This is a genomic window from Thermoanaerobacterium calidifontis, assembly GCF_055381745.1.
Window position 1 is genome coordinate 100,089 of sequence record NZ_AP042436.1, and the last position, 21,589, is coordinate 121,677.

At 35.2% G+C, this 21,589-nt stretch carries 24 protein-coding genes and 1 other annotated feature; of the genes, 16 read left to right on the forward strand and 8 right to left on the reverse strand.

Features of this window, described 5'->3' with window-relative positions:
• The first annotated feature begins 9 nt into the window (after window positions 1-9).
• Complete coding sequence (locus tag ACZ42G_RS00525) at window positions 10-894, forward strand: PSP1 domain-containing protein (RefSeq protein ID WP_085112534.1); 885 nt, start codon at window positions 10-12, stop codon at window positions 892-894.
• A 28-nt stretch (window positions 895-922) separates the two neighbouring features.
• Here the strand turns inward: ACZ42G_RS00525 and ACZ42G_RS00530 are convergent, their stop codons facing one another.
• The 4 genes from ACZ42G_RS00530 to ACZ42G_RS00545 form a co-directional block, all read right to left on the reverse strand.
• Window positions 923-1,258: a DUF1634 domain-containing protein gene (locus ACZ42G_RS00530; protein WP_085112548.1), complete on the reverse strand. Its 336-nt coding sequence runs from the start codon at window positions 1,256-1,258 to the stop codon at window positions 923-925.
• 42 nt (window positions 1,259-1,300) lie between these two features.
• On the reverse strand, window positions 1,301-2,134 hold the full coding sequence (locus ACZ42G_RS00535; protein ID WP_085112533.1) for a sulfite exporter TauE/SafE family protein: 834 nt from the start codon (window positions 2,132-2,134) through the stop codon (window positions 1,301-1,303).
• 11 nt (window positions 2,135-2,145) lie between these two features.
• Complete coding sequence (locus ACZ42G_RS00540; RefSeq protein WP_464850951.1) at window positions 2,146-4,329, reverse strand: hypothetical protein; 2,184 nt, start codon at window positions 4,327-4,329, stop codon at window positions 2,146-2,148.
• A 79-nt stretch (window positions 4,330-4,408) separates the two neighbouring features.
• On the reverse strand, window positions 4,409-5,629 hold the full coding sequence (locus tag ACZ42G_RS00545; RefSeq protein ID WP_464850953.1) for an arginine deiminase: 1,221 nt from the start codon (window positions 5,627-5,629) through the stop codon (window positions 4,409-4,411).
• Between the two features lie 119 nt (window positions 5,630-5,748).
• Between ACZ42G_RS00545 and ACZ42G_RS00550 the strand changes: the two genes are divergently transcribed.
• The 3 genes from ACZ42G_RS00550 to ACZ42G_RS00560 all read left to right on the forward strand — a co-directional run bounded on the left by ACZ42G_RS00550 (window position 5,749) and on the right by ACZ42G_RS00560 (window position 8,336).
• On the forward strand, window positions 5,749-6,495 hold the full coding sequence (locus ACZ42G_RS00550) for a tRNA1(Val) (adenine(37)-N6)-methyltransferase (protein ID WP_464850954.1): 747 nt from the start codon (window positions 5,749-5,751) through the stop codon (window positions 6,493-6,495).
• A gap of 1 nt (window position 6,496) precedes the next feature.
• Window positions 6,497-7,312: a 16S rRNA (cytidine(1402)-2'-O)-methyltransferase gene (rsmI, locus tag ACZ42G_RS00555; protein WP_464850956.1), complete on the forward strand. Its 816-nt coding sequence runs from the start codon at window positions 6,497-6,499 to the stop codon at window positions 7,310-7,312.
• Window positions 7,313-7,457: 145 nt separating this feature from the next.
• A complete protein-coding gene (locus ACZ42G_RS00560) occupies window positions 7,458-8,336 on the forward strand; it encodes a cation diffusion facilitator family transporter (protein ID WP_464850957.1) in 879 nt (292 codons plus the stop codon).
• A 37-nt stretch (window positions 8,337-8,373) separates the two neighbouring features.
• Here the strand turns inward: ACZ42G_RS00560 and ACZ42G_RS00565 are convergent, their stop codons facing one another.
• A complete protein-coding gene (locus ACZ42G_RS00565; RefSeq protein ID WP_013786911.1) occupies window positions 8,374-8,622 on the reverse strand; it encodes an AbrB/MazE/SpoVT family DNA-binding domain-containing protein in 249 nt (82 codons plus the stop codon).
• 139 nt (window positions 8,623-8,761) lie between these two features.
• Between ACZ42G_RS00565 and ACZ42G_RS00570 the strand changes: the two genes are divergently transcribed.
• From ACZ42G_RS00570 to ACZ42G_RS00600, 7 genes are all read left to right on the forward strand, one after another.
• On the forward strand, window positions 8,762-9,346 hold the full coding sequence (locus ACZ42G_RS00570; RefSeq protein ID WP_464850959.1) for a nucleoside recognition domain-containing protein: 585 nt from the start codon (window positions 8,762-8,764) through the stop codon (window positions 9,344-9,346).
• A gap of 5 nt (window positions 9,347-9,351) precedes the next feature.
• Window positions 9,352-9,873 carry a spore maturation protein gene (locus tag ACZ42G_RS00575; protein ID WP_464850961.1) on the forward strand — a complete coding sequence of 174 codons (522 nt, stop codon included), beginning with the start codon at window positions 9,352-9,354 and terminating at the stop codon, window positions 9,871-9,873.
• A 56-nt stretch (window positions 9,874-9,929) separates the two neighbouring features.
• Window positions 9,930-11,333: a CCA tRNA nucleotidyltransferase gene (locus ACZ42G_RS00580; protein WP_464850962.1), complete on the forward strand. Its 1,404-nt coding sequence runs from the start codon at window positions 9,930-9,932 to the stop codon at window positions 11,331-11,333.
• 56 nt (window positions 11,334-11,389) lie between these two features.
• Window positions 11,390-11,623, forward strand: a binding site (T-box leader).
• A 53-nt stretch (window positions 11,624-11,676) separates the two neighbouring features.
• The gene (gene metG, locus ACZ42G_RS00585) at window positions 11,677-13,587 is read left to right on the forward strand and encodes a methionine--tRNA ligase (RefSeq protein WP_464850963.1); all 1,911 of its coding nucleotides are present in this window, start codon (window positions 11,677-11,679) and stop codon (window positions 13,585-13,587) included.
• 143 nt (window positions 13,588-13,730) lie between these two features.
• On the forward strand, window positions 13,731-14,099 hold the full coding sequence (locus ACZ42G_RS00590) for a GntR family transcriptional regulator (protein WP_274893728.1): 369 nt from the start codon (window positions 13,731-13,733) through the stop codon (window positions 14,097-14,099).
• Window positions 14,099-14,794: an ABC transporter ATP-binding protein gene (locus tag ACZ42G_RS00595; protein WP_464850965.1), complete on the forward strand. Its 696-nt coding sequence runs from the start codon at window positions 14,099-14,101 to the stop codon at window positions 14,792-14,794. Before ACZ42G_RS00590 ends, ACZ42G_RS00595 begins: the two co-directional genes overlap by 1 nt.
• A complete protein-coding gene (locus ACZ42G_RS00600; RefSeq protein WP_464850966.1) occupies window positions 14,794-15,552 on the forward strand; it encodes an ABC transporter permease in 759 nt (252 codons plus the stop codon). Before ACZ42G_RS00595 ends, ACZ42G_RS00600 begins: the two co-directional genes overlap by 1 nt.
• 88 nt (window positions 15,553-15,640) lie before the next feature.
• On the opposite strand, the gene ACZ42G_RS00605 is transcribed toward ACZ42G_RS00600, so the two are convergent.
• The 3 genes from ACZ42G_RS00605 to ACZ42G_RS00615 all read right to left on the reverse strand — a co-directional run bounded on the left by ACZ42G_RS00605 (window position 15,641) and on the right by ACZ42G_RS00615 (window position 18,083).
• On the reverse strand, window positions 15,641-15,868 hold the full coding sequence (locus tag ACZ42G_RS00605; RefSeq protein ID WP_150201215.1) for a DUF2919 domain-containing protein: 228 nt from the start codon (window positions 15,866-15,868) through the stop codon (window positions 15,641-15,643).
• Between the two features lie 164 nt (window positions 15,869-16,032).
• Entirely contained in the window at window positions 16,033-17,082 is a 1,050-nt protein-coding gene (locus ACZ42G_RS00610; protein WP_274893732.1) for a hypothetical protein, read from the reverse strand.
• A 263-nt stretch (window positions 17,083-17,345) separates the two neighbouring features.
• Entirely contained in the window at window positions 17,346-18,083 is a 738-nt protein-coding gene (locus ACZ42G_RS00615; RefSeq protein WP_464850969.1) for a hypothetical protein, read from the reverse strand.
• A gap of 345 nt (window positions 18,084-18,428) precedes the next feature.
• On the opposite strand from ACZ42G_RS00615, the gene ACZ42G_RS00620 reads away from it, so the two are divergent.
• From ACZ42G_RS00620 to ACZ42G_RS00640, 5 genes are all read left to right on the forward strand, one after another.
• On the forward strand, window positions 18,429-18,788 hold the full coding sequence (locus ACZ42G_RS00620; protein ID WP_464850971.1) for a hypothetical protein: 360 nt from the start codon (window positions 18,429-18,431) through the stop codon (window positions 18,786-18,788).
• A 36-nt stretch (window positions 18,789-18,824) separates the two neighbouring features.
• A complete protein-coding gene (locus ACZ42G_RS00625) occupies window positions 18,825-19,013 on the forward strand; it encodes a hypothetical protein (RefSeq protein WP_464850973.1) in 189 nt (62 codons plus the stop codon).
• 221 nt (window positions 19,014-19,234) lie between these two features.
• The gene (locus ACZ42G_RS00630; RefSeq protein WP_464850975.1) at window positions 19,235-20,008 is read left to right on the forward strand and encodes a TatD family hydrolase; all 774 of its coding nucleotides are present in this window, start codon (window positions 19,235-19,237) and stop codon (window positions 20,006-20,008) included.
• 66 nt (window positions 20,009-20,074) lie between these two features.
• Window positions 20,075-20,356 (forward strand): hypothetical protein, encoded by a 282-nt coding sequence (locus ACZ42G_RS00635; protein WP_274893738.1) that lies wholly within the window; start codon window positions 20,075-20,077, stop codon window positions 20,354-20,356.
• A gap of 183 nt (window positions 20,357-20,539) precedes the next feature.
• On the forward strand, window positions 20,540-21,547 hold the full coding sequence (locus ACZ42G_RS00640; RefSeq protein ID WP_274893739.1) for a ubiquitin-like domain-containing protein: 1,008 nt from the start codon (window positions 20,540-20,542) through the stop codon (window positions 21,545-21,547).
• Window positions 21,548-21,589 lie beyond the last annotated feature (42 nt).

Genomic DNA, 21,589 nt, shown 5'->3' on the forward strand with positions numbered 1-21,589 from the left:
GGTTTTATTTTGTATACAGTTGTAGGAGTTCGGTTTAAAAAAGCCGGTAAGATATATTACTTCGATCCAGGTGATTTGCCTATAAATGTGGGTGACAATGTCATAGTAGAGACAGCCAGGGGAGTAGAGTTTGGCGAAGTCGTTGTAGGCAAACGAGAAGTTGACGACGACGAGATTATAGCTCCTCTTAAGATGGTTCTTAGGATTGCGACAGATGAGGACTATGAGCATTACAAGGAGAATAGAGCCTGTGAAGCGGAAGCATTCGGTGTCTGCTTGGACATGATAAAAGAGCATAACCTTGACATGAAGTTAATAGATGTTGAGTACACTTTTGACAACAACAAGATAATCTTTTACTTTACTGCTGATGGAAGGATAGATTTTAGAGATCTTGTAAAAGACCTTGCTGCAGTTTTTAAAACGAGAATAGAGCTTAGGCAAATAGGTGTAAGGGACGAGTCAAAGATTGTAGGCGGTCTTGGTCCTTGTGGCAGACCTCTTTGCTGTGTGACATTTTTAGGGGATTTCGAGCCTGTATCGATTAAGATGGCGAAGGATCAGAATCTTTCCCTTAACCCTACTAAAATCTCAGGGTTGTGTGGCAGATTAATGTGTTGCCTAAAATATGAGCAGGATACTTACGAAGAAGTTAGATCAGAACTGCCTTCTGTAGGAAGCCTTATAAAAGTCGATGACAAAGAGATGAGGGTAGCAGAAGTTGACGTTGTAAGAAAAAAACTTAAGGTAAAGATGAAAAATGCTGAGGGAATAGAGATAACGAAAGAGTACGACCCAGAAGATGTCATTGTCATAGAAGAAAGCCAAGACGATAAAAAAGATGAGATTTCTGAGATTTATGAGGAAATACTGGGAAGCGATTTTGCAGAATAAAAAAATAGAGGTTTTACCTCTCTATTTTTTATTCTACTTTGCCTAACACAAAGCTTAATATCAGAATAATAAAAACTGCCGATGTTATGTATACATACATATAGTCTTTTTCTTGAAGAAATGTGATGATAGATACTCCCACGCGAAATACGGGAGTTAGAATCAGCACTAAAAGTCCTGTCATGATTATGGCGTAAGGCTTTAGAGACATTAGCCCTTTAATTATTGCTATAACAGATGTAGGGTATGTGTTTGCAGGGTAGCCGCTGCTTTTTGTCGCAAAAAATAGGATTAAACCGATGAGAATGATTAAAGCACTTAATAAAACTCCTGCCCTCAATGTTTTGCTTATTATTATCTCCATGTTTTCTATTTTCTCATTTTGATTTTTTCTTTCTTCCACGGCTTATACCCCCAATCCTTTAAGAAGCATTTCGATGGAAACATAAGCTAAGACAGGTATAAATATTTTCCTTATGGTTGTGCTTTTCATATTTGTCATGATTTTTGTACCCAGTGTTGCACCTACAAGTACTCCAAGTGCCACAGGACCAGCTATCTTTGGATCTATATCGCCTCTTACAAGGTATACTCCAGCACTGGCGGCTGCAGTAACACCGATCATAAAATTGCTGGTGGCAGTTGAGACTTTCATCGGAAGTCTCATAAATAGGTCCATTGCCATTACTTTAAAAATGCCGCTTCCGATTCCTAAAAGTCCTGATATTACACCAGCTATGTACATCATGCCAAATCCTTTGTTTACACCGGTGACATTGTACTGTATCTCTTTTTTAAGGACTTTATCGTAGTAAGAACCTTCTAATTTCAATTTTTTTGCTATAGGCTGTGATACCACACCTACAGGCAATTCTTCATTTCGCTTTTTTAACATAGTGAATGCTGAATATAAAAGAAGAAGGCCAAAGATAATATAAAGGTATTTTGAGCTTATGAGTCCTGCGATAAAAGCGCCTGTCAAAGCCCCTGTCGTGGTAGCTATCTCTAAAAACATTCCTATCCTTAAATTAGTGATTTTATCTCTTACATACGTTACAGCAGCACCGCTGGACGTGGCGATGACGGATACGATGCTGGCGCCAATGGCGTATTTTATGTTTACTCCTAAGAGAAGTGTAAGCATTGGTATTACTATTATGCCACCGCCTAATCCTAAAAGAGCTCCAAATACTCCAGCTACAATTGATATGAGAAGTATAATTGATGATGTCAATATCACTTTATCATCTCCTAAATTTCATTATGTTTTATTTCTCTTTCCAACATTATCAGTATTGGAGGAAATGCATATATGCACATTGTGGAAGCAGCCACGATTCCAGCATCGTTAAATGCCAGCGCAAAAAGCATTCCTACAATGCTGCCAAAAAAGCCATAGTAGATATATTTATTTTTCTTAAATATGTTTTTAAGTATTCCTGTAGGCTTGTATGACAAGATAAACAAGCTCATTATGGTTATGATTAGAACCCACGACCATATTGTGTATCTTATTAATGTCAATTCCATGTCTAATTTGCGGGCAAATATCTTGTATAAAGCCATTATTCCTTCGTTTTTAACAATCAAAGCAGTTTGCGCCATATGCGTTACAGTGCCCATAAACATTGATGCTACAAACATAAGCGTTAGAAGGACAGCCATGCTTATGAATAAAATCAGCAAACTTTTGTAGTTGACTTTGATTTCTGACATAAGCAAAAGCGTTACGCCAAATGCCATAAATCCTGTTATAAATCCGCCAATTTTTGCACCATACTGTGGCAATACCATCAACATGAAAACTGCCGCGAATAAGAGCACTCCTAATAATTTGTTTATTCTCGTGTCATACTTTTGGATGTATGTCATTATTCCCATTATTGTGGATCCTATTAGAACACCCATGTATTCATTGCCTATTCCGTAAAATCTGGCACCTGCTATGACGTCATATCCTAAAATAGAGCCTTTCATCAGATGTGCTCCTGTAAAAATGTCAACCGTAATTGTCAAAGCAGTTAAAAGGCTTATCACTATTAGCATATTAAGTTCATCTTTAGCAAAAAGTTTTATTATAAGCAATAAAGCTATTGTTATAAGTATCAAAGCGATCATGCTTGAATACACAGTCAAAGGCCCAAAAAGGGACAAAATCAAAAGCGACAGAGGGACGATCATCACGCCTAAAACTATAGGTTTCAAGTATTTTAAGTAGTTGATCTTTAGAAATAGCGTAATCAGGTAAAGTATTAAAATTATGATTAGAAAAATTACGTAACTTTTTAAGACGATAGGTCGTGCAGTGTAGATAGACACTACTTTATCATTTAGATTTTCCAAGTAATTTACTTTGTCTTGGGTTTTTATGTTTGTTATGGGATGTCCTAACATTTCTACAGGTGCCTTTATGCCGAAATAATTAAGTATTGTAGGCGCCAAATCTAAATTTGTAATGATCCCATTTCTTTTTGTTGTGATAGATGTTGTAAGTCCGTTGTATCCGGGACCATAGATTATTATTGGCGATAGTAGATTGTTAGTAGACATATCGCTTTTTGAAGGGTAAGGCGTCGCCACTATAAGCAAATCCCTCGATGGATCCAAGCTTTTTAGAAGCTTTCCTATGAATGCATCAGCGCTTTTTATGGCGTATTCTTCATATTTTGATGCTAATTGGTCTGATACGTTGGAAGAATAGCTATCTACTCTCGATGTATCACCAGTGTCGATTACAAAGAATCCACCATTTTTATCGTATTTTTGAAAATAGTCAAAGATTTTGTTGTAATCAGTGCTAATAAAATAGGGGCTATTTCTATCGTACTTCAATACATTTTCACTGACATCGCCAAATGCTGTACCTTTCTCATCCATGGCGATTAGCGCCCCATACCTTCTATATGAAACTGAGCTGTCTGTTATTATATCAGAATTTCCAAAGACGTATGTAGGAATGTTGTTATCCTTTAGCAGTTGTCCTAAAAGACCAGGCGTAATCTTGTAGTCGGCTCTTTTGCTGCTTTGTATAAGGTTTGATATGCCTATATTTACTATGTTTGCATTTCCATAGTCATCTCCTGTGTTAAGCTTGTAAATTTCCCCCGCGGTTCCGAAAGAATATTTTTCGTTCACATTAAGACTTATTTGACCGATGTCATGAGCACTTGCCCTTGTGCCGGTTCCAAATGTCAAATACCCAGATGCATCGACGTAACCATCAGCATTTCTGACATTCATGAGACCAACTGAACCGTTGTCGATTAGCTTTTGAATGTTTTTTGCGTCGTATTTTGTATAGTCACTTAGACTAACCCTGTCGATTATTACAAGCACTACTTTTTTATTGTTGCTTGTATCAGCATAACTTTTTTGTGGCAGCATAAAAGTCAAAGTCATCAATAAAAGCATAAAAGCAGTGATAAATTTCTTCAAGTGAAACACACCCTCTATAGTTTTTTATTTATTATACACCATAAATGTTAAGAAATTATTAAAAAGAGGGTAAAACCCTCTAATATCTCAAAAGTGGCATGCTCATACATCTTGGACCGCCTCTGCCTCTTGATAGTTCAGAACCTTCGATCTCGATTACCTCGATGCCTTCTTTCCTCATGATTTTATTTGATGATTCATTTCGGGAGTATGTGATGACTTTGCCTGGCGCTATAGCAAGCGTATTTGTGCTGTCGTTCCACTGCTCCCGTGCTGACGTTATGGCATTAAAACCACCTGTAGGTATTATTTCAATATTTCTGAGATTTAATGCAGATTTCAATGCGTCTTGGAGGTCTTTTTCTTTCTGAATTGAAAAACCTTTATCATCCTTTATTATGCTAAAAACTCGCAGATCTTTCTTTATTCCAGGGTAGAAGACGAACCTTTCCTTATCTACCATGGTGAATACAGTATCAAGGTGCATGTATGATCTGTTTATGGGAATCTGGACGACAAGGATGTGTTCTACTGTTGAATTGCCTTCAAAGAGATTGCGGGCAAGCCTTTCTATTGCTTGTGGCGTAGTCCTTTCGCCGCATCCTACTGCTATTACTCTGTCGCTTAGTATAAGCACATCTCCGCCTTCTAAAGAGTGGAAATAGGTGTTGTCGTACCAACATGGAATGCCGTTTTTCTTAAAAATATCGTGGTTTTTGTATATGTATTTCATTATGAGCGTCTCAGGTTTTCTCGCCGCAGACTTCATGGAGCTTATCATAAATCCTCCATCTATCATTGCGCCGGGATCTCTGGTAAAATACATATTTGGCACAGGCTTAATGTAAAAATAGTGTTCTTCATAGATGAATTCAGCCAGGCCTTTTGGGATGACATTGTCAATATCTCCTTTTTCGAGTCCGCTTATGGCAATTTCAGCAATATTACTGTAGCTTAAATCCATAAGGTAATCTTTAAGGTAGCTTTCTGTTTCGGTATTTGTTATGCCATTTATCTTCAGAAGATCTATTATAAATTGTTCTTTTATAGCGTCATTTTTCAATACATCCTGAAGAAGGTCTTTTACGTACAAAACGGTTATACCGTTATCTTTTAATACTTTGGCAAATTCATCATGTTCCTCTTGAATCTTTCTAACCCATGGAATATCATCAAAAAGCAGTTCTGTCAAATTTTGAGGCGTAAGCCTTTCTAATTCTTTTCCGGGTCTGTGCAATACGACTGCTTTTAAAGTTCCTATTTCTGATGATACATGTGGCACTAATAATGGATGCGTCACCAACACATTCCTCCCTATGCATAAACTCTTTATATAGTATACTTTGCTTATATCTATTTTTCAATACGATTTATATTAATTTATTGATATGGTAAAATTATTTGTAACGAGGTGGTAATATGCTAAAAGATGGCGAGAGAATTGACGATTTGAATTTGAATGGGCTTAAGCTTATACAGAGAGAAGACATGTTTAAATTTGGGATGGATGCTGTGCTGCTTTCAAATTTTGTATACACAAAAAGAGGAGACAAGATTGTAGATTTAGGGTGCGGAACAGGCATCATACCAATTTTGATAGCAGGCAAGTCAAGAGATACACGTATTGTAGGTGTTGAAATACAAAGTGAAGTTGCCGATATTGCCATAAGAAACGTATATCTCAATAATCTTGAAGGTAGAATAGACATAATAAACGATGATATTCGAAATGTTGTGGATAAATTGGGAATTGAAAAATACGATATTGTGACATCCAATCCTCCGTATATGCCCTGCAACACAGGATTTGACAAAAATAGCGAAAGTGAAAACATATCGCGATACGAGTTAAACGGCGGGCTTCATGATTTCATAAAGGTTGCGTCAAAGCTTTTAAAGTTTGGAGGCAAGTTTTTTTTAGTTCATAGAGTGGATAGGATTGTGGATATTGTTTATAATTTGCGGATTTGCAATTTAGAACCTAAAAAAATAAAGTTTGTCCATCCGCATGTTGGGGAAAAGCCCAATTTAGTCTTAGTGGAATCAAAAAAAGGCGCAAAAAGTGGTGTGGCAATAATGCCGCCTCTTTACGTCTACGAAGAAAATGGAGAGTACACAAAGGAACTTTTAAGCATATACGGGAAAACTTCGATAGAGGAGGAATAGAATGTCTGGAAGCTTATATTTGTGCCCAACACCAATCGGAAACTTGGAAGACATAACCTTAAGAGTCCTAAGGATACTTAAAGAAGTAGACATAATAGCTGCTGAAGACACGAGGCAGACTTTGAAACTTTTGAATCATTACGACATAAAAAAAACTGTAGTAAGCTATCATGAGCATAACAAAGCTTCAAGCGGTAAAAAACTTTTAATAGATTTAAAGGCTGGGAAAAATGTAGCGCTGGTTACTGATGCTGGTACACCGGGCATATCTGACCCTGGGGAAGACCTTGTAAAACTTTGCTTAGAAGAAAAGATAAATGTAGTATCGCTTCCTGGCGCTACAGCAATAACAACGGCATTAGTAGGCTCTGGGCTTGACACGAAGAAGTTTGTTTTCTTAGGATTTTTGCCAACAAAGAAAAGCGAGAGAGAAAGCGCTTTGGATGAGATAGGGAGAGAAAAGAGAACGGTTATCATTTATGAGGCGCCTCATAGAATTGTCAGGACGTTGGAAGAATTAAAGCCATACATAGAAGGCAGAAAGGTTGTAATAGCAAGAGAGCTTACAAAAGTGCACGAAGAGTACATAAGAGGTTTGTTAGACGAAGTTCTATCAAAATTAGGAGATGATGTAAAAGGAGAAATTGTAGTCCTTATAGAAGGCGGAAGAGATGAAGTTTCGATGGAACCAGAGGAGCTTCTCAGAAAATACATTGAATGCGGCATGGATAAGAAAGAAGCGATTAAATTGACGGCTAAACAATTAAAGATACCAAAAAGCGAAATTTACAAGCTCGCATTGAAGGATGAATCGTAATTCGATTTCGCCTATCAGTATCAATTGATAATGATAATCAATAATTTCGAATATAAAAATATCTTAATATATTGCATAATTTTTAGTTTAAGCATATAATATGTATTATATTAAAAATTATCAATTGATACAAAGGGGTTTTACAATGAATTCATTTAAAAAGATAAAGAATGTTTTGATACTCATACTTTTTATAAATATAGCTGTGGCGTTAGCTAAACTTTTATACGGTTTGCATATAAAAAGCGCCAGCATGGTAGCTGATGGGTTTCATTCATTGTCAGACAGCTCAGGCAATATAGTAGGCCTTGTAGGCATATATTTAGCGTCAAAACCGCAGGATGAAGAACATCCTTATGGGCATAAAAAATTTGAGACATTTTCGTCAATTTTTATATCTGTGATGCTGTTTGTAGTAAGTTATACTATACTAAAGGAAGCTTATGGCAGGCTTTTAAATCCTGTAGAACCAAAAATCACCTTAGACAGCTTCATAATAATGATTACTACATTATTGCTTAATATATTTGTATTTGCTTATGAGTACAGACAAGGAGTAAATTTAAAAAGCGACATACTTGTATCTGATTCACTTCACACAAAAAGCGACATCTACGTGTCTGTCTCTGTTCTCATTACGCTTATTGCATTAAAACTTGGAATACCGCCATACATCGATCCGCTGATGTCTATAGCAATATCGATATTCATCGTAAAAGCAGGCATTGAAATAATAAAGCACAGCTCTGATATACTATGCGATAGGATTGTCATAGATTCAGAAAAAATCCGCGATATCGCTTTATCCGTAAGAGGCGTGCTTTCATGCCATCAAATAAGAAGCAGAGGCAGAGAGGACGATATAAATATAGACATGCATATAATGGTTGACCCGAATGAAAACATAAAAGATGCTCATTATATAGCTGATCAGTTGGAAGAAAAATTAAAAAAGGAAATACCTGGTGTCACAGAAGTCATCGTCCATATAGAGCCTTACGATAAAAATGAAATAACAGAGTAAAAAAATAATAGAAGTAAAACTTCTATTATTTTTAATATTATTCGCTTTTTTTAATGTCATCGAGGCATGTCTTGCAGATGTTTTTGCCTTTGTAATTGACGACATTTTCTGCATTGCCGCAGAAAATACATGCAGGCTCGTACTTTTTAAGCACAATCTGCTCGCCATCCACGTAGATTTCCAAAGCGTCTCTTTCTGCAATATTCAGAGTCCTTCTGAGTTCGATAGGAATGACGACTCTTCCTAACTCGTCCACTTTTCTCACAATTCCTGTGGATTTCAACATTTCTCTCCCCTCCTAAAACTACAAAATTCGACAAATTCTTTGCATTCTAATAATACCAAGTTTTGAAAAATAAGTCAATAGTTTAATGGCATTTTTTTTTAAAAATAACATAAATTTTTATAGGATGGGGGAGATAAAGTTGATAAATTATATATGGATCTTCATGATTGGCGTAGGTGTGATCGTTGGCATGATAAATGGTAGGATGGGGGAAGTTTCGAAAGCTATAATAGATTCATCCGAGTCGGCTGTTACAATATCAATAGGACTCATAGGCATCATGTCTTTATGGTTGGGTATAATGCAGATAGCTGAAAAATCTGGGCTTATGGATATGCTGGCAAAGGTTTTAAAACCAGCCATAATAAAACTATTCCCTGAGATACCCAAAGATCACCCTGCCATTGGCGCTATGATAATGAATATATCGGCTAATATGTTGGGGTTAGGCAATGCTGCTACGCCATTTGGAATAAAAGCGATGGAATACCTTCAAGAATTAAATAGAAAGGATGTTGCATCTAATTCCATGTGCACATTTCTCGTCATAAACACTGCATCAGTTCAGCTTCTTCCTGCTGTAATGATAGGGTTAAGGGCTTCTTTAGGTGCGAAAAATCCAGCAGATTTTGTGTTGGCTGGACTTTTATCAAGTATTACAGCTTTAACCGTAGGCCTTATAGTTGTAAAATCACTTGAAAAGTCATCCCTTTTTAAGGAGTGATATTTTTGCTTAAATCAATTTCTGAGTTTATAATTCCGGCTATAATGTTTTTGATTCCTGTATATGGGTTAATTAAACACGTAAAAATTTATGAAGTCTTTTTAGATGGCGCAAAAGAAGGCATTAATACGATAGTAAAAATATTTCCTGCTTTGCTGGCAATGTTGGTGGCGGTGGGAGTCTTGAGAGCATCCGGAACTTTAGATATCTTTGCAAGGTGGATTTCACCGCTTACTGCAAAAATTGGAATGCCGTCAGATGTAGTGCCATTGGCACTCATAAGGCCTCTATCTGGAAGCGGTGCATTAGGCATAGCGACAGAACTTATTAAATCTCATGGGCCTGATTCATTTACAGCGAAACTTGCTTCTGTAATGTACGGCTCTACAGAAACTACGTTTTACGTTTTAGCAGTCTATTTTGGGTCTGTTGGAGTTAAAAAGATGAGGCATTCTATAGTAGCGGGCATTGCTGCTGATATCGCTGCAATACTGTCATCTGTTTTTTACAGCAGACTGTTTTTTTGAAACTTCAAATCTGATATACTAAAGACAGTAATATAAAAACGAGGAGTTTACATGATATGGGGATATTGATAAACAGGATAAAGCGCATACTATCTGATGAGGCCGAAAAAGTCTATATTGTAGGAGGAACCATAAGAGACAGAATACTAAATGTAGATATAAGCGATTATGATTTTGCTGTATTAGGTGATGCTGCTTCGGTTTCAAAGCTTGTATGTGATAAGCTAAAAGGCTCTTATGTGCCTTATGCAGAAGACAGAGGCACATATAGAGTCGTATATGAAAATGTAGTGCTGGATTTTACGCAAATCAGAGGTGAAAATATAGATGAAGATTTGCTTCATAGGGATTTTACGATAAATGCGATGGCAATAAGGCTAAATGATTTTTTTGATGTAGACTTGATAATAGATCCTTTAGGCGGGTTAAATGATTTAAGAGAAAAGAAGATAAAATGCGTAAGGGAAACTTCCTTCGATGATGATCCTTTAAGGATGCTTAGAGCTATTAGATTTGCAGCCAAATACAATTTTTCTATAGATGAGGATTCCAAAAATCTTATAAAAGAAAAAGCCGGTTTGATTAAGAACGTTTCTTCAGAAAGGATTATGAGTGAAATATATTCTATACTTAAGTCAAAGGAATCCTTCAAATACGTACAAATGATGGACGAGATGGGATTAATCGATGCAATTTTTCCTGAGATAGCTGAGATGAAAGAGATAGGCAAGTGCTATTATCAGGTTTTGGACTCATGGCATCATTCCATAAAGACGATAGAAGAATATGAAACCGTCGTAAATGAGCTCAGATTTCCTTCAGATATAGAAAATTTGGTCAAAAAGTACCTTGATAAAGATCTTTCCTCAGGAAACAAGCTAAAAGATGTATTGAAACTTGCTGCAATGTTTCATGAAATCGGCAAAAAGGATGCTATTTACATAGATTCTGATAACAGGCTTCAGTTTTACAATCACGATGTAAAGGGAGAAAAAATTGTTGCAGATATAGCTAAAAGATTAAAACTGGCGAAAAAAGAAGCATCTCTGATAAAGAAGATGGTTTTGTACCACGTAAACCCATTTTCACTGTACATAGATGGGATTGGAAACAAAGCTTTGTTTAAATTCTTTTCAGACCTTGAAGAAAACGCTTTAGGGTGCTTGCTTTTGTCGTTAGCCGATGTCACCTCAGCTATGAAGGGACAAGGCCGGTTAAATGAAGCTTCATGCTATAGAAATTTTATAACAAAGCTATTAAGAAGGTACATGGACTTTGAAAGGACTAAGACACCCCTTCTTACGCCGCTTGATATAATAGTCAATTTCGATCTTAGAGATTATAAGCTTTTAAATCAGATACTGTACGAATTGAGAAAAAATCAATTTTACGGTGAAATAGAAAGCAGAGAAGATGCAGTAAAATTTGTGGAAGAAAGAATGAGGATGGGGAAAATATAGTTGACAATACATTTGCGATAAAGTATATTATTATGTAACGATGTTAATAATATATTAAAAAGGCAATGAAGGGAAGAGTAGAAAGGAATTTCTCTTAAAGAGAGCTGGGTTAAGGTGAAAGCCAGCAGAGAATGAACTTTTGAACATGGACCTTGAGCTTCAAAGCTGAAACTAAGTAGGCTTTGGCGGGATTTCCCGTTACAGAGTAGGAGTGTGACAGCACTTTACGAGGCATACTGCCGTGAGGCGTATGTGAAAAGGGTGGTAGCGCGAATAAACTCGCCCCTTAGTGGGAGGCGGGTTTTTTTACGTCTTAAAAATAAATTTAGATAGGAGGATTTTTATGGCGAAGACTTTTTACATTACAACACCTATATATTATCCCAGCGATAAACTGCATATAGGCCATTCTTATACGACTGTTGCTGCAGATGCGATGGCACGGTTTAAAAGGCTGACAGGTTATGACGTGATGTTTTTGACAGGAACCGATGAGCACGGTCAGAAGATACAAAGAAAGGCAAAAGAAAAAGGCGTTACGCCGAAACAGTATGTGGATGAAATTGTGGCGTGGATAAAAGATTTGTGGAAAACAATGGACATAAGCAATGATAAGTTTATAAGGACGACGGACAAGCAACATGAAGAAATCGTGCAAAAGATATTTACAAAGCTTTACGAAAAAGGGGACATATACAAAAGCGAATACGAAGGATGGTACTGCACACCTTGTGAGACGTTTTGGACTGAGAAACAGCTTGTGGATGGAAACTGCCCAGACTGTGGCAGACCTGTAGAGCTTGTGAAAGAGGAAAGCTATTTCTTTAAGCTTTCAAATTACGCAGATAGGCTTCTTAAATATTACGAGGAGCACCCAGACTTCATACAGCCTGAATCAAGGCTAAATGAGATGGTAAGCTTTATTAAATCCGGACTTGAGGACTTGTGCGTATCCAGAACGTCCTTTGACTGGGGCGTAAAAGTTCCGTTTGACCCAAAACACGTTGTGTATGTTTGGATTGACGCCCTTTCCAACTATATAACTGCGTTGGGTTATTCTACAGACCATGACGAAGATTTTAAAAAGTACTGGCCGGCAGATGTGCACCTTGTTGGAAAGGAAATCGTAAGATTCCACACCATTATATGGCCTGCTATGCTTATGGCGCTTGATTTGCCTCTCCCTAAGAAGGTGTTTGGCCATGGTTGGCTTATATTAGAAGGCGGCAAGATGTCAAAGTCGAAGGGCAATGTGGTTGATCCGAAAGAGCTTGTTTCAAAATACGGCGTGGATGCCATAAGGTATTTCCTCTTAAGAGAAGTTCCGTTTGGAGCAGATGGCGTATTTTCAAATGAAGCTCTGATTTCCAGGATAAACTCAGATCTTGCCAATGACTTTGGAAACCTTCTAAGCAGAACTGTAACGATGGTGGAAAAATACTTTGACGGTGTAGTACCTGAGCCTTTAGATAAAGACGATGTTGATGATGAGTTAATATCTATTGCAAATAATTTGCCAAAAGTTGTTGAAAGTTATATGGATAAGCTACAGTTTTCAAATGCTCTTGCGGAGATTTGGAAGCTTGTAGGTCGCGCCAATAAGTACATTGACGAGACGATGCCATGGGTATTGGCAAAAGATGAAAACAAAAAAGGAAGGCTTAAAACTGTCCTTTACAACCTTGTTGAATCACTGAGGTTTGTTGCTATTTTGATAACGCCGTTTATGCCAAATACGCCTATCAAAATATACGAGCAGCTTGGAATCAGCGATGACTTAAAGACATGGGATAGCCTTAAATTCGGCTTACTGAAATCAGGCACAAAAGTCAAAAGAGGCGAGAATATTTTCCCGAGGATCGATGTAGAAAAAGAGCTTAAAGAAGCTGAAAAAGAATCGCCTAAAAAAGCAGAGGTAAAAGAAGAGGCAAATTACATCAAAATAGACGACTTTGCAAAAATCGATTTGAGGGTTGCAGAAGTATTAGAAGCGGAAAAAGTAGAAGGCGCCGACAAATTATTAAAGCTTAAGCTTAAAGTAGGCGATGAGGTAAGGCAAGTTGTATCAGGACTTGCACTGCATTACAAAGTAGAGGAGCTTATAGGTAAAAAACTTGTCCTTGTCGCTAACTTGGAGCCTAAAAAATTAAGAGGAATAGAATCGTATGGAATGATTTTGGCGGCATCAAACGAAGGTAAATTGACTGTTGTAACTGTCGATAAAGACATAGAAAGCGGAGCAAAGGTAAAATAGCATTATAAGAGGGCATAACATAAGTCCCTCTTATTTTTATGTGCTTTTTACCTTACAATAAGTTTTTAAAAAAATATTGACATTCTCGCTATCATAGTGTACTATTCAATTAGTGCACTATGATAGCATCATGGAGGTGAAACATGAAAATCGAATTTAATGAAAAAATGCCTATTTATATCCAGATTATGGATATGATAAAGAGGGATATAGTGACAAAAAAATTAAATGGAGGAGACAAATTGCCTTCTGTAAGAGAAATGGCCGAAAGCCTTAAAGTGAATCCAAATACTGTTCAAAGAGCTTATCAGGAACTTGAAAGGGAAAACGTCACATATACACAAAGAGGTATGGGAACATTTATAACCGAAAATACCGAAAAGCTTGCATCGTTAAAAAGAGAAATGGCAAAAGAGATAGCTGAGTCATTTGTAACAGGTATGAGAAGCTTAGGATTCAATTCAAATGAAATACTCGAAATTATTAAGGAATATCTTAAGGAGGTCAACTGATGGGGTTAATTTTAAAAACGGCAAACCTTACTAAAAATTATTACAGCAAAAAGGCATTAAAAGGAATTAATATTGAGTTGGAAGAGGGTAAAATATTAGGTCTTTTAGGTCCTAACGGTAGTGGAAAAACGACATTTATAAAGATTGCAGCAGGCATATTAAGGCCCACATCTGGCGAAATATTAATTGACGGTCAGGAACCAGGTATCTATACAAAATCAATTGTATCGTATCTACCTGATATAAACTATCTCTATAAATGGATGAAGATTAGAGATGCGATAAATTTCTTCAAAGATTTTTACGCTGATTTTGACATTGAAAAATCAAAGAGATTGCTGGATTTTATGATGTTGGATGAAAATGATAAAGTAACGTCACTTTCAAAAGGAATGCTTGAAAAATTGAATCTTACACTTGTGCTTTCAAGAAATGCGAAACTGTATATTTTTGATGAACCACTTGGGGGAATAGATCCGAATACAAGGGAAAAGATAATTGACGCAATAATTGATAATATTCACGAAGATAGTTCAATGATTATATCTACACACCTTGTAAGAGATATTGAAAGGCTTTTTGACGATGTGGCATTTATCTCAGATGGTGAAATTATTTTAAAAGGAAATGCTGAAGAATTAAGGATGGAAAGAAATAAATCTATTGATGAAATCTTCAGGGAGGTGTATGAATAATGATTAAACTAATAAAGTATGAGTTTTTAGGAAGGTATAAATATTATCTTGGATTTTTGGCTGCCTTGATTTTATTGAATATATACCTTATAACGAAAAATAATACATGGTCACATGGCTTGCCATTCGTTGTATCTTTTATGGCTGGATTTGCCTGCTTTGTAGCCGTGCTTATATCAGGAGTGATGTTGTATCAGAGAGATATGTACGGCTATACAGGATATCTTTTGTTTACACTGCCACAAAGAGGTTTTGACATAGCTTTTTCAAAGCTAATTATATCGATCATTGAATTCACATTGTTTATAACAGTATCTGGAGTGATGGCATTTATAAATCTATTATATGTGAATGAAGCTAAAGTGTTTATAGATGCAGTACTTCAACATAAAATTTTTATACTTTATATATTTATATCTACTTTATTGAGTTTTATTGCTTTATTGATTTTGTCGTATTTTTCTATCACAATCAGCAAGATAGCTATTTACAGCAAAAAATATGGAAAAGTTTTGTCAATAGTTCTATTTCTGATTATTTTCTATGTAATCGGTAAAATTAATGGTCTTCTCATTAATTTATTTCCATACAATTTAAATATAAATCTATTTTCAGGAATTGCACAAAGAAGCGATAATTTTGCTTTGTCTTTTGCGGTTTTCCCGATAAATGTAGCAAGCTTTGTTTTCCAAACACTTGTATATATAGGTTTATTCACTCTGACATCATATCTTATTGACAAAAAAATAGATCTATAAAAAGGATGTCTATCCAGGTAGTACGCGAAGGTGAAATAAAAAGAAGGCGGGGTGATTCCCGCCATTATTTTTATCTAATTGAACTACTTTAAGTGTTTTGCTTCTTATCATCTTTCGAATTTTTGTCTGAAGAACTATATGGTAATCCGGCTGCTAATCCAGTGAACAGGGCTAAGTAAAATGAAGATCTTTTTGGATAAAAGAAATCTAATATTAAAGCTATGACGACAATTGCTATAAAGCAGAAAAACTTAATTTTAGACTCTTTGTCTTTCGGTATGGAATACTTAAACACCCGTCCAGAAAAGCGTGCCATTTCAAAACCAATTAGAAAAATGATTAAACTTACTACAATACTTATTAGCCAAACATATAAACTCTTCAAAGGCAAACTCCTTCCTTATGTTATTTGAATTATAGAAATGATGCAAAATATTTCGTGGTGCAAATATATTGGGTATGTGCTGCATCGGCATACCATCATTCAGAAAGGGTAATAAATTGTGTTATACCTTTATTATTTTCTAATTTAGTCCATGACAATACGTTACCCATTATGCTAGAAAAATTATTTGTTTTTATAGGGAAGTCTTGCAATTTACCTGTCTTAATGTTATATAATTCCAGTATTCCCATATTATCATACCACGTAATATATGTATCGTTTAACGATGGAAACCATCTTTCTACTGCATCGCCTTTTACAATTTCTACAGTATTTTTAGTTTTGAGATTGTATAAGGATATATGGCTTTTATCAGATACCCATACAATATTCTCACCGTAAATATTTGGTGTGAATCCATTATCGCTTATTTTTGCAATTTTACTATTTGAAATATTGTATAGATAGACCTTGTCAACTTCGCTTTGCTCTTCGATTTTACCTTCATGCCATACTATGTAATTGCCAAATATTTTTGGATGTCCAATATAACTATTTCCCAGTCCATCAATGCTTCTTATCACTTGCTTTTTGTCATTTGCTAAATCGTATAAAATCAAAGAACACAGAATTTTGTTGTTTTGTATTTCATAAGTAGACCATACAAGCTTTGAGCTATCCAAAGACAGGTTTGGCTGTTGATTAAAGGATACTTTTGAAGCAGATTTTTCATTTAATTTTCCGTAGTCTATCTTTTTAATGGTTCCATTTTTTATATTATAGGCATATATTATCCAGTCATTGCCATATGGATTATCAGATGCTTCTACCCAAGCAATATACTTTCCATCCGTAGCAGCATTTATTATATTTTTATCAGTATTAACTGGCTTTATCACTGGTTTAACTACACTTGTATTTAAATCATAGAAACCCAGTTCTGTTTTTTCATTGTTTTTGTTTTCTATTGACACCAATATTCTTTTTTTATATTTGTCAAATCCAAGAGGAATTGTATTTTGCGGAATGATTGAAGCATTATCTATATTAAGGCTTTTATGTATTTGATTATTAGTTTTTACATGACAAGACGTTAACAAAATGGACAATAAAATGATAGACAAAATCATTATATTTTTTTTCATTACATTGCCTCCCGATTGTTATAAAGCATGAAAGAAATATTTGTTAGTAAATAATACATTGAATTCATCTGTTTGACTACATTATAACTCTAACTCCAACATTTGGGAAGTTCCGAAATCCGGCACATTTTTTATGAAGTAGGTGCCGATTTTCGGCATCTCAGTTTCTGCTTTACTAAGTTCGCCTAACATGTGTATATGTAAGACAAGCTTCAAGTTATGTAATAAGAACTTAGAATGCTGATCAAATTGTATAATAATTATTACAATAAATGACTAAAATAAATAGATAAACGTTCGAAAATACCTTTCTGCTTGAATTCTAACGGAGGAAGTCCATATAGAGCTTCATTGCTGCCTATTGTCTTATAATTTCCTTGTTTTGCTTTTTCTTGAATATTACGTACTTTGTTCATAAAAGATTTTTTAATAATATCGCTGTTTACAAGTGTTTTTTCCTTTAGACCAGCATTTTGATCAGAATAATACGGCGAAAAGGCCATCTCTTCTCCATTTTTATTAACAATCACAAATATATCACCGCCAAAATTCAGTAAAAAGCAATCCCCAGGATTAAAATTATTTTCATTTGCTAATTTATAAATATTTTTGGTTAATGCTCCGCCAAAATCTACAACATGCCATTCTTCATTCTTTAATATGATTGAAAAATCAGTTATTACATTGTTTCCAGCTATTACTGGGTATGTGTAAAATGGTTCACGAGTGACTTGATCACTTATTTTTATTGAAGGATCATATTTATTAATATCAATAGTGGCCCATTGAATTGGATTTCCCAACTTTGCCTTTGATACTTCATCTTTTGTTGTAAAATAAAAATCGCGGTATTCTGTATTAATGCTTTTAAGCAATGTTTTAAAGTTGTCTTGTGCGGCAATATTGGCTTGCACTTGAGGAGAGACAGCATAACTAATTGTACCAATAGAAAATATGATGAGCATGCACAATGTCATAATCATAATTAATTTTCGTTTCATTTATTTTTCCTCCCTTGTTTTATTTTTGGAGATATACAAACATTGCACTATATTTTCATTTTCAAATTACGCATTATTTACATTAATTTTAGCATAACATAAAAACTAAAAATTAGTAGATATATGAATAAAATTAGTTGAATTTTCTTTTGTTTATATACAAAATATACCAGGCGATTTTTATTTAGCTATTGCTAAAATTAAACATTGATGCTATTATGAAGGTAATTTAAATTTTGGGGTAAATTACAAAGAATGTAAGATGTATAAGGGGTGGTACTTTTGTATTATTTACCGATTATAATGACTATTATTGCTAATGTGTTTTACCATATTTTCCAAAAAATGATACCAGAAAAGTCAGATCCAATTGCATCGCTAATTTTGACGTATTGTACAGCATTAATAGGTACTTTAATGGTGTTTGTTTGGTATCATAAAAATATTAATGTTATTGATTCATTTAAAGGATTAAATTGGACAAGTTGCGCTTTAGGATTGTCTATAATTTTATTAGAGTTGGGGTTTCTTCTTGCATACAGGGTAGGATGGGATATAAGCTTTGGTGCAATAGTTTCAAACGTATCTGTTACGCTATTGTTAATTCCCATAGGTATAATATTTTTTAAAGAAAATATTTCAATGGCGAATTTGATTGGCATATTGCTTTGCGTTGTTGGATTAGTGTTAATTAATAGCAAATGAAGAATACTTGCTATTTACATGGCTAAATTTAAGATTATGGAAAGAAGTGATGACATGATGAATGATTTTGCAAAAAGAAATAAAATATTTCTATCAAATAGCAATTTTATGCTTTATATTATTGGTTATGTAATATCAGGTATTGGCACAAGACTTACGACGATAGCTATCTCAAGCAAAATATTGTATATTAGGAATAGGTGGTGCTTTAACAGGCATATTTAGCGCAAAGGCGATTTTTATTCTATGTGGAATTGCAGAGATTACTGTATCACTTATTTATAAAACATATAATAGGGTTAAATCAATCAATTGATCTTTCGCAAAATTGTAGACGATCGTGCAATAAAATAATCTTGTTCTTTTTTGTAAGATTATTATTATTTTTCCGTTGATAAAATATGCTAAAATAAAAATGACTATAAAAGCATTTAGGAGTTGATTTTATGATTATAGATTCTCATGCACACCTGGAAGATGAAAAGTATGATGAAGATAGGGATGATGTTATAAAAAGGTGCAAAGATGAGCTTACATTATTGATAAATGTAGGATCCAGCATTGAGACGTCAAAAAAATCGATTGAGCTTGCTAAAAGTAACGATTTTATATATGCCGCCATTGGCATACACCCTGAGTATTCGCAAAAAGAAATAAACGACATTGGTGTTATTGAGGAATTGTTATCACAAGAAAAAGTTGTTGCTATAGGAGAGATAGGACTTGACTATTATTACGGCGATCCGCCAGTTGAATACCAGAAGCAATGCTTCATAGAACAGATAAGGCTTGCCAAGAAGTATGATTTGCCGATAGTAATTCACGACAGGGATGCACATGGCGATGTGCTTGATATTATCAAAAAAGAGTGGACAAGCAGTTTAAGAGGAGTTTTTCACAGCTATTCAGGCAGCAGCGAAATGGCATTTCAGTTGATTGAGATGAACTTTTACATCTCATTGGGAGGACCAGTGACATTTAAAAATGCGAAAAAAGCTGTTGATGTAGCTATGAAAGTGCCGATAGAAAAGTTGTTAATTGAGACAGATAGTCCTTACTTGACGCCTGTGCCCCATAGAGGTAAGAGGAATGAGCCTACTAATGTAAAATACGTGGCACAAAAGATTGCTGAAATAAAGAATATGACATTTGATGAGGTTTGTGATATAACAGCATCTAACGCCTTAGAGTTATTTAAAATAAGTCCAAGTAATTTATAGCAATTTAAAAGGTGGAACATATACTGTATTGAAATGGATATTTCAAAAAAGGAGGAAAATAGAAAGATGGATGGAGAAAATGTAAATGAAAATCCCATGAATGTTCCACCTGTAAATCCAGAACCGTATTTGGGTTCTATGCAACCGCCAATGGGCGGTATGCCTACGATGCCGTGCCCTTCCGAGCCACCAATGGGACCAATGCCTTATCCAATGCCAGGAATGCCGGGCATGATGCCACCAATGCAGTGCCCTCCTGAGCATATGAGAATGTTTATGGATGCTTACAATCATGTTTCAATGGCATACATGATAATGACACAAATGATGCAGATGATGCGCCCGTAAGGGCGTATTTTTTTCAAAAGAAACATAATATTTTCATGTATATAATATAATAATGTAGTAGATAATATAAGTGATAACTTATTATGGAAATGGAGATAAATATTATGAAATGAATTTGACAAAAATAATATGTTATATTAAAATTATAAAAAGTCTTCCCAATAAAAATGAGGAGGTTATGTAATGGATGCAAGCAACCGAAGAATTTGGCCGGGTGCATTTACTGAGCTTATCAAAAAACCGGTTGGAATTCTGATATTGGCTGCATTGGTCATTTTGTTAGTAGGTACAACTGTATACGTTAACTTGAAAAAACAGGTGACAATCACAGATAACGGAAAAACAGTTGCTGTGACCACATTTAAAAGCAGTGTAAAAGACTTATTGGCGGAGAAAAATATAAAGCTTAGAAAAGAAGACGAAGTTACACCATCGATAGATTCGAAGCTGAAAAATGGAATGAAAGTTAGCATTAAAAGAGCATACCCCGTGGTAATTCACGTTGATGGAAAAGATATTACAATATACACAGTAAAACCAACATTAAAAGATGTATTAGCTCAAGGAAAAATCACAGTAAGTCCCATCGATAAAATTAGCACCTCTTTAGATAGCAAAACATATAGCGGAATGAATGTCACAATTACTAGAGTAAATGAAAAAGTAATAACTCAAGATGAAGATATAGCTTTCAACGTTCAAACAATTCAAAATGACAATATGATAAGAGGTCAGACTTTAGTTGTGCAAGAAGGTCAAAACGGAAAGAGAGAAAAGACGATAAAAATTACATATGAAGATGGGAAAGAAGTATCAAGGCAAGTTATAAAAGACGTCGTAGTGCAAGATCCCATAACAAAGATAGTGCAGGTAGGCACATTAGGGCTTTTGACTACGTCAAGGGGAGAAACCTACAGATATAGAGAGATGAAGGTAATGGATGCGACAGGGTATGATGCACCGCCTGGATCCCTAACGTATTCTGGTGCTACAGTCGGGCGTGGTATCATTGCGGTTGACCCGAGAGTAATACCTTTAGGTACAAGACTTTATGTTGAGGGGTATGGTCCTGGGGTTGCAGCAGATATTGGGGAAGCGATAAAAGGCAATATCATCGATTTGTTCTTTACATCGTATAGAGAAGCGTGTAATTGGGGAAGACGAACTGTTAGAGTTTATATACTTAAGTAGACAGGTTTAACCTGTCTTGTTTTTTGGAAAAAAGCGAGGTTG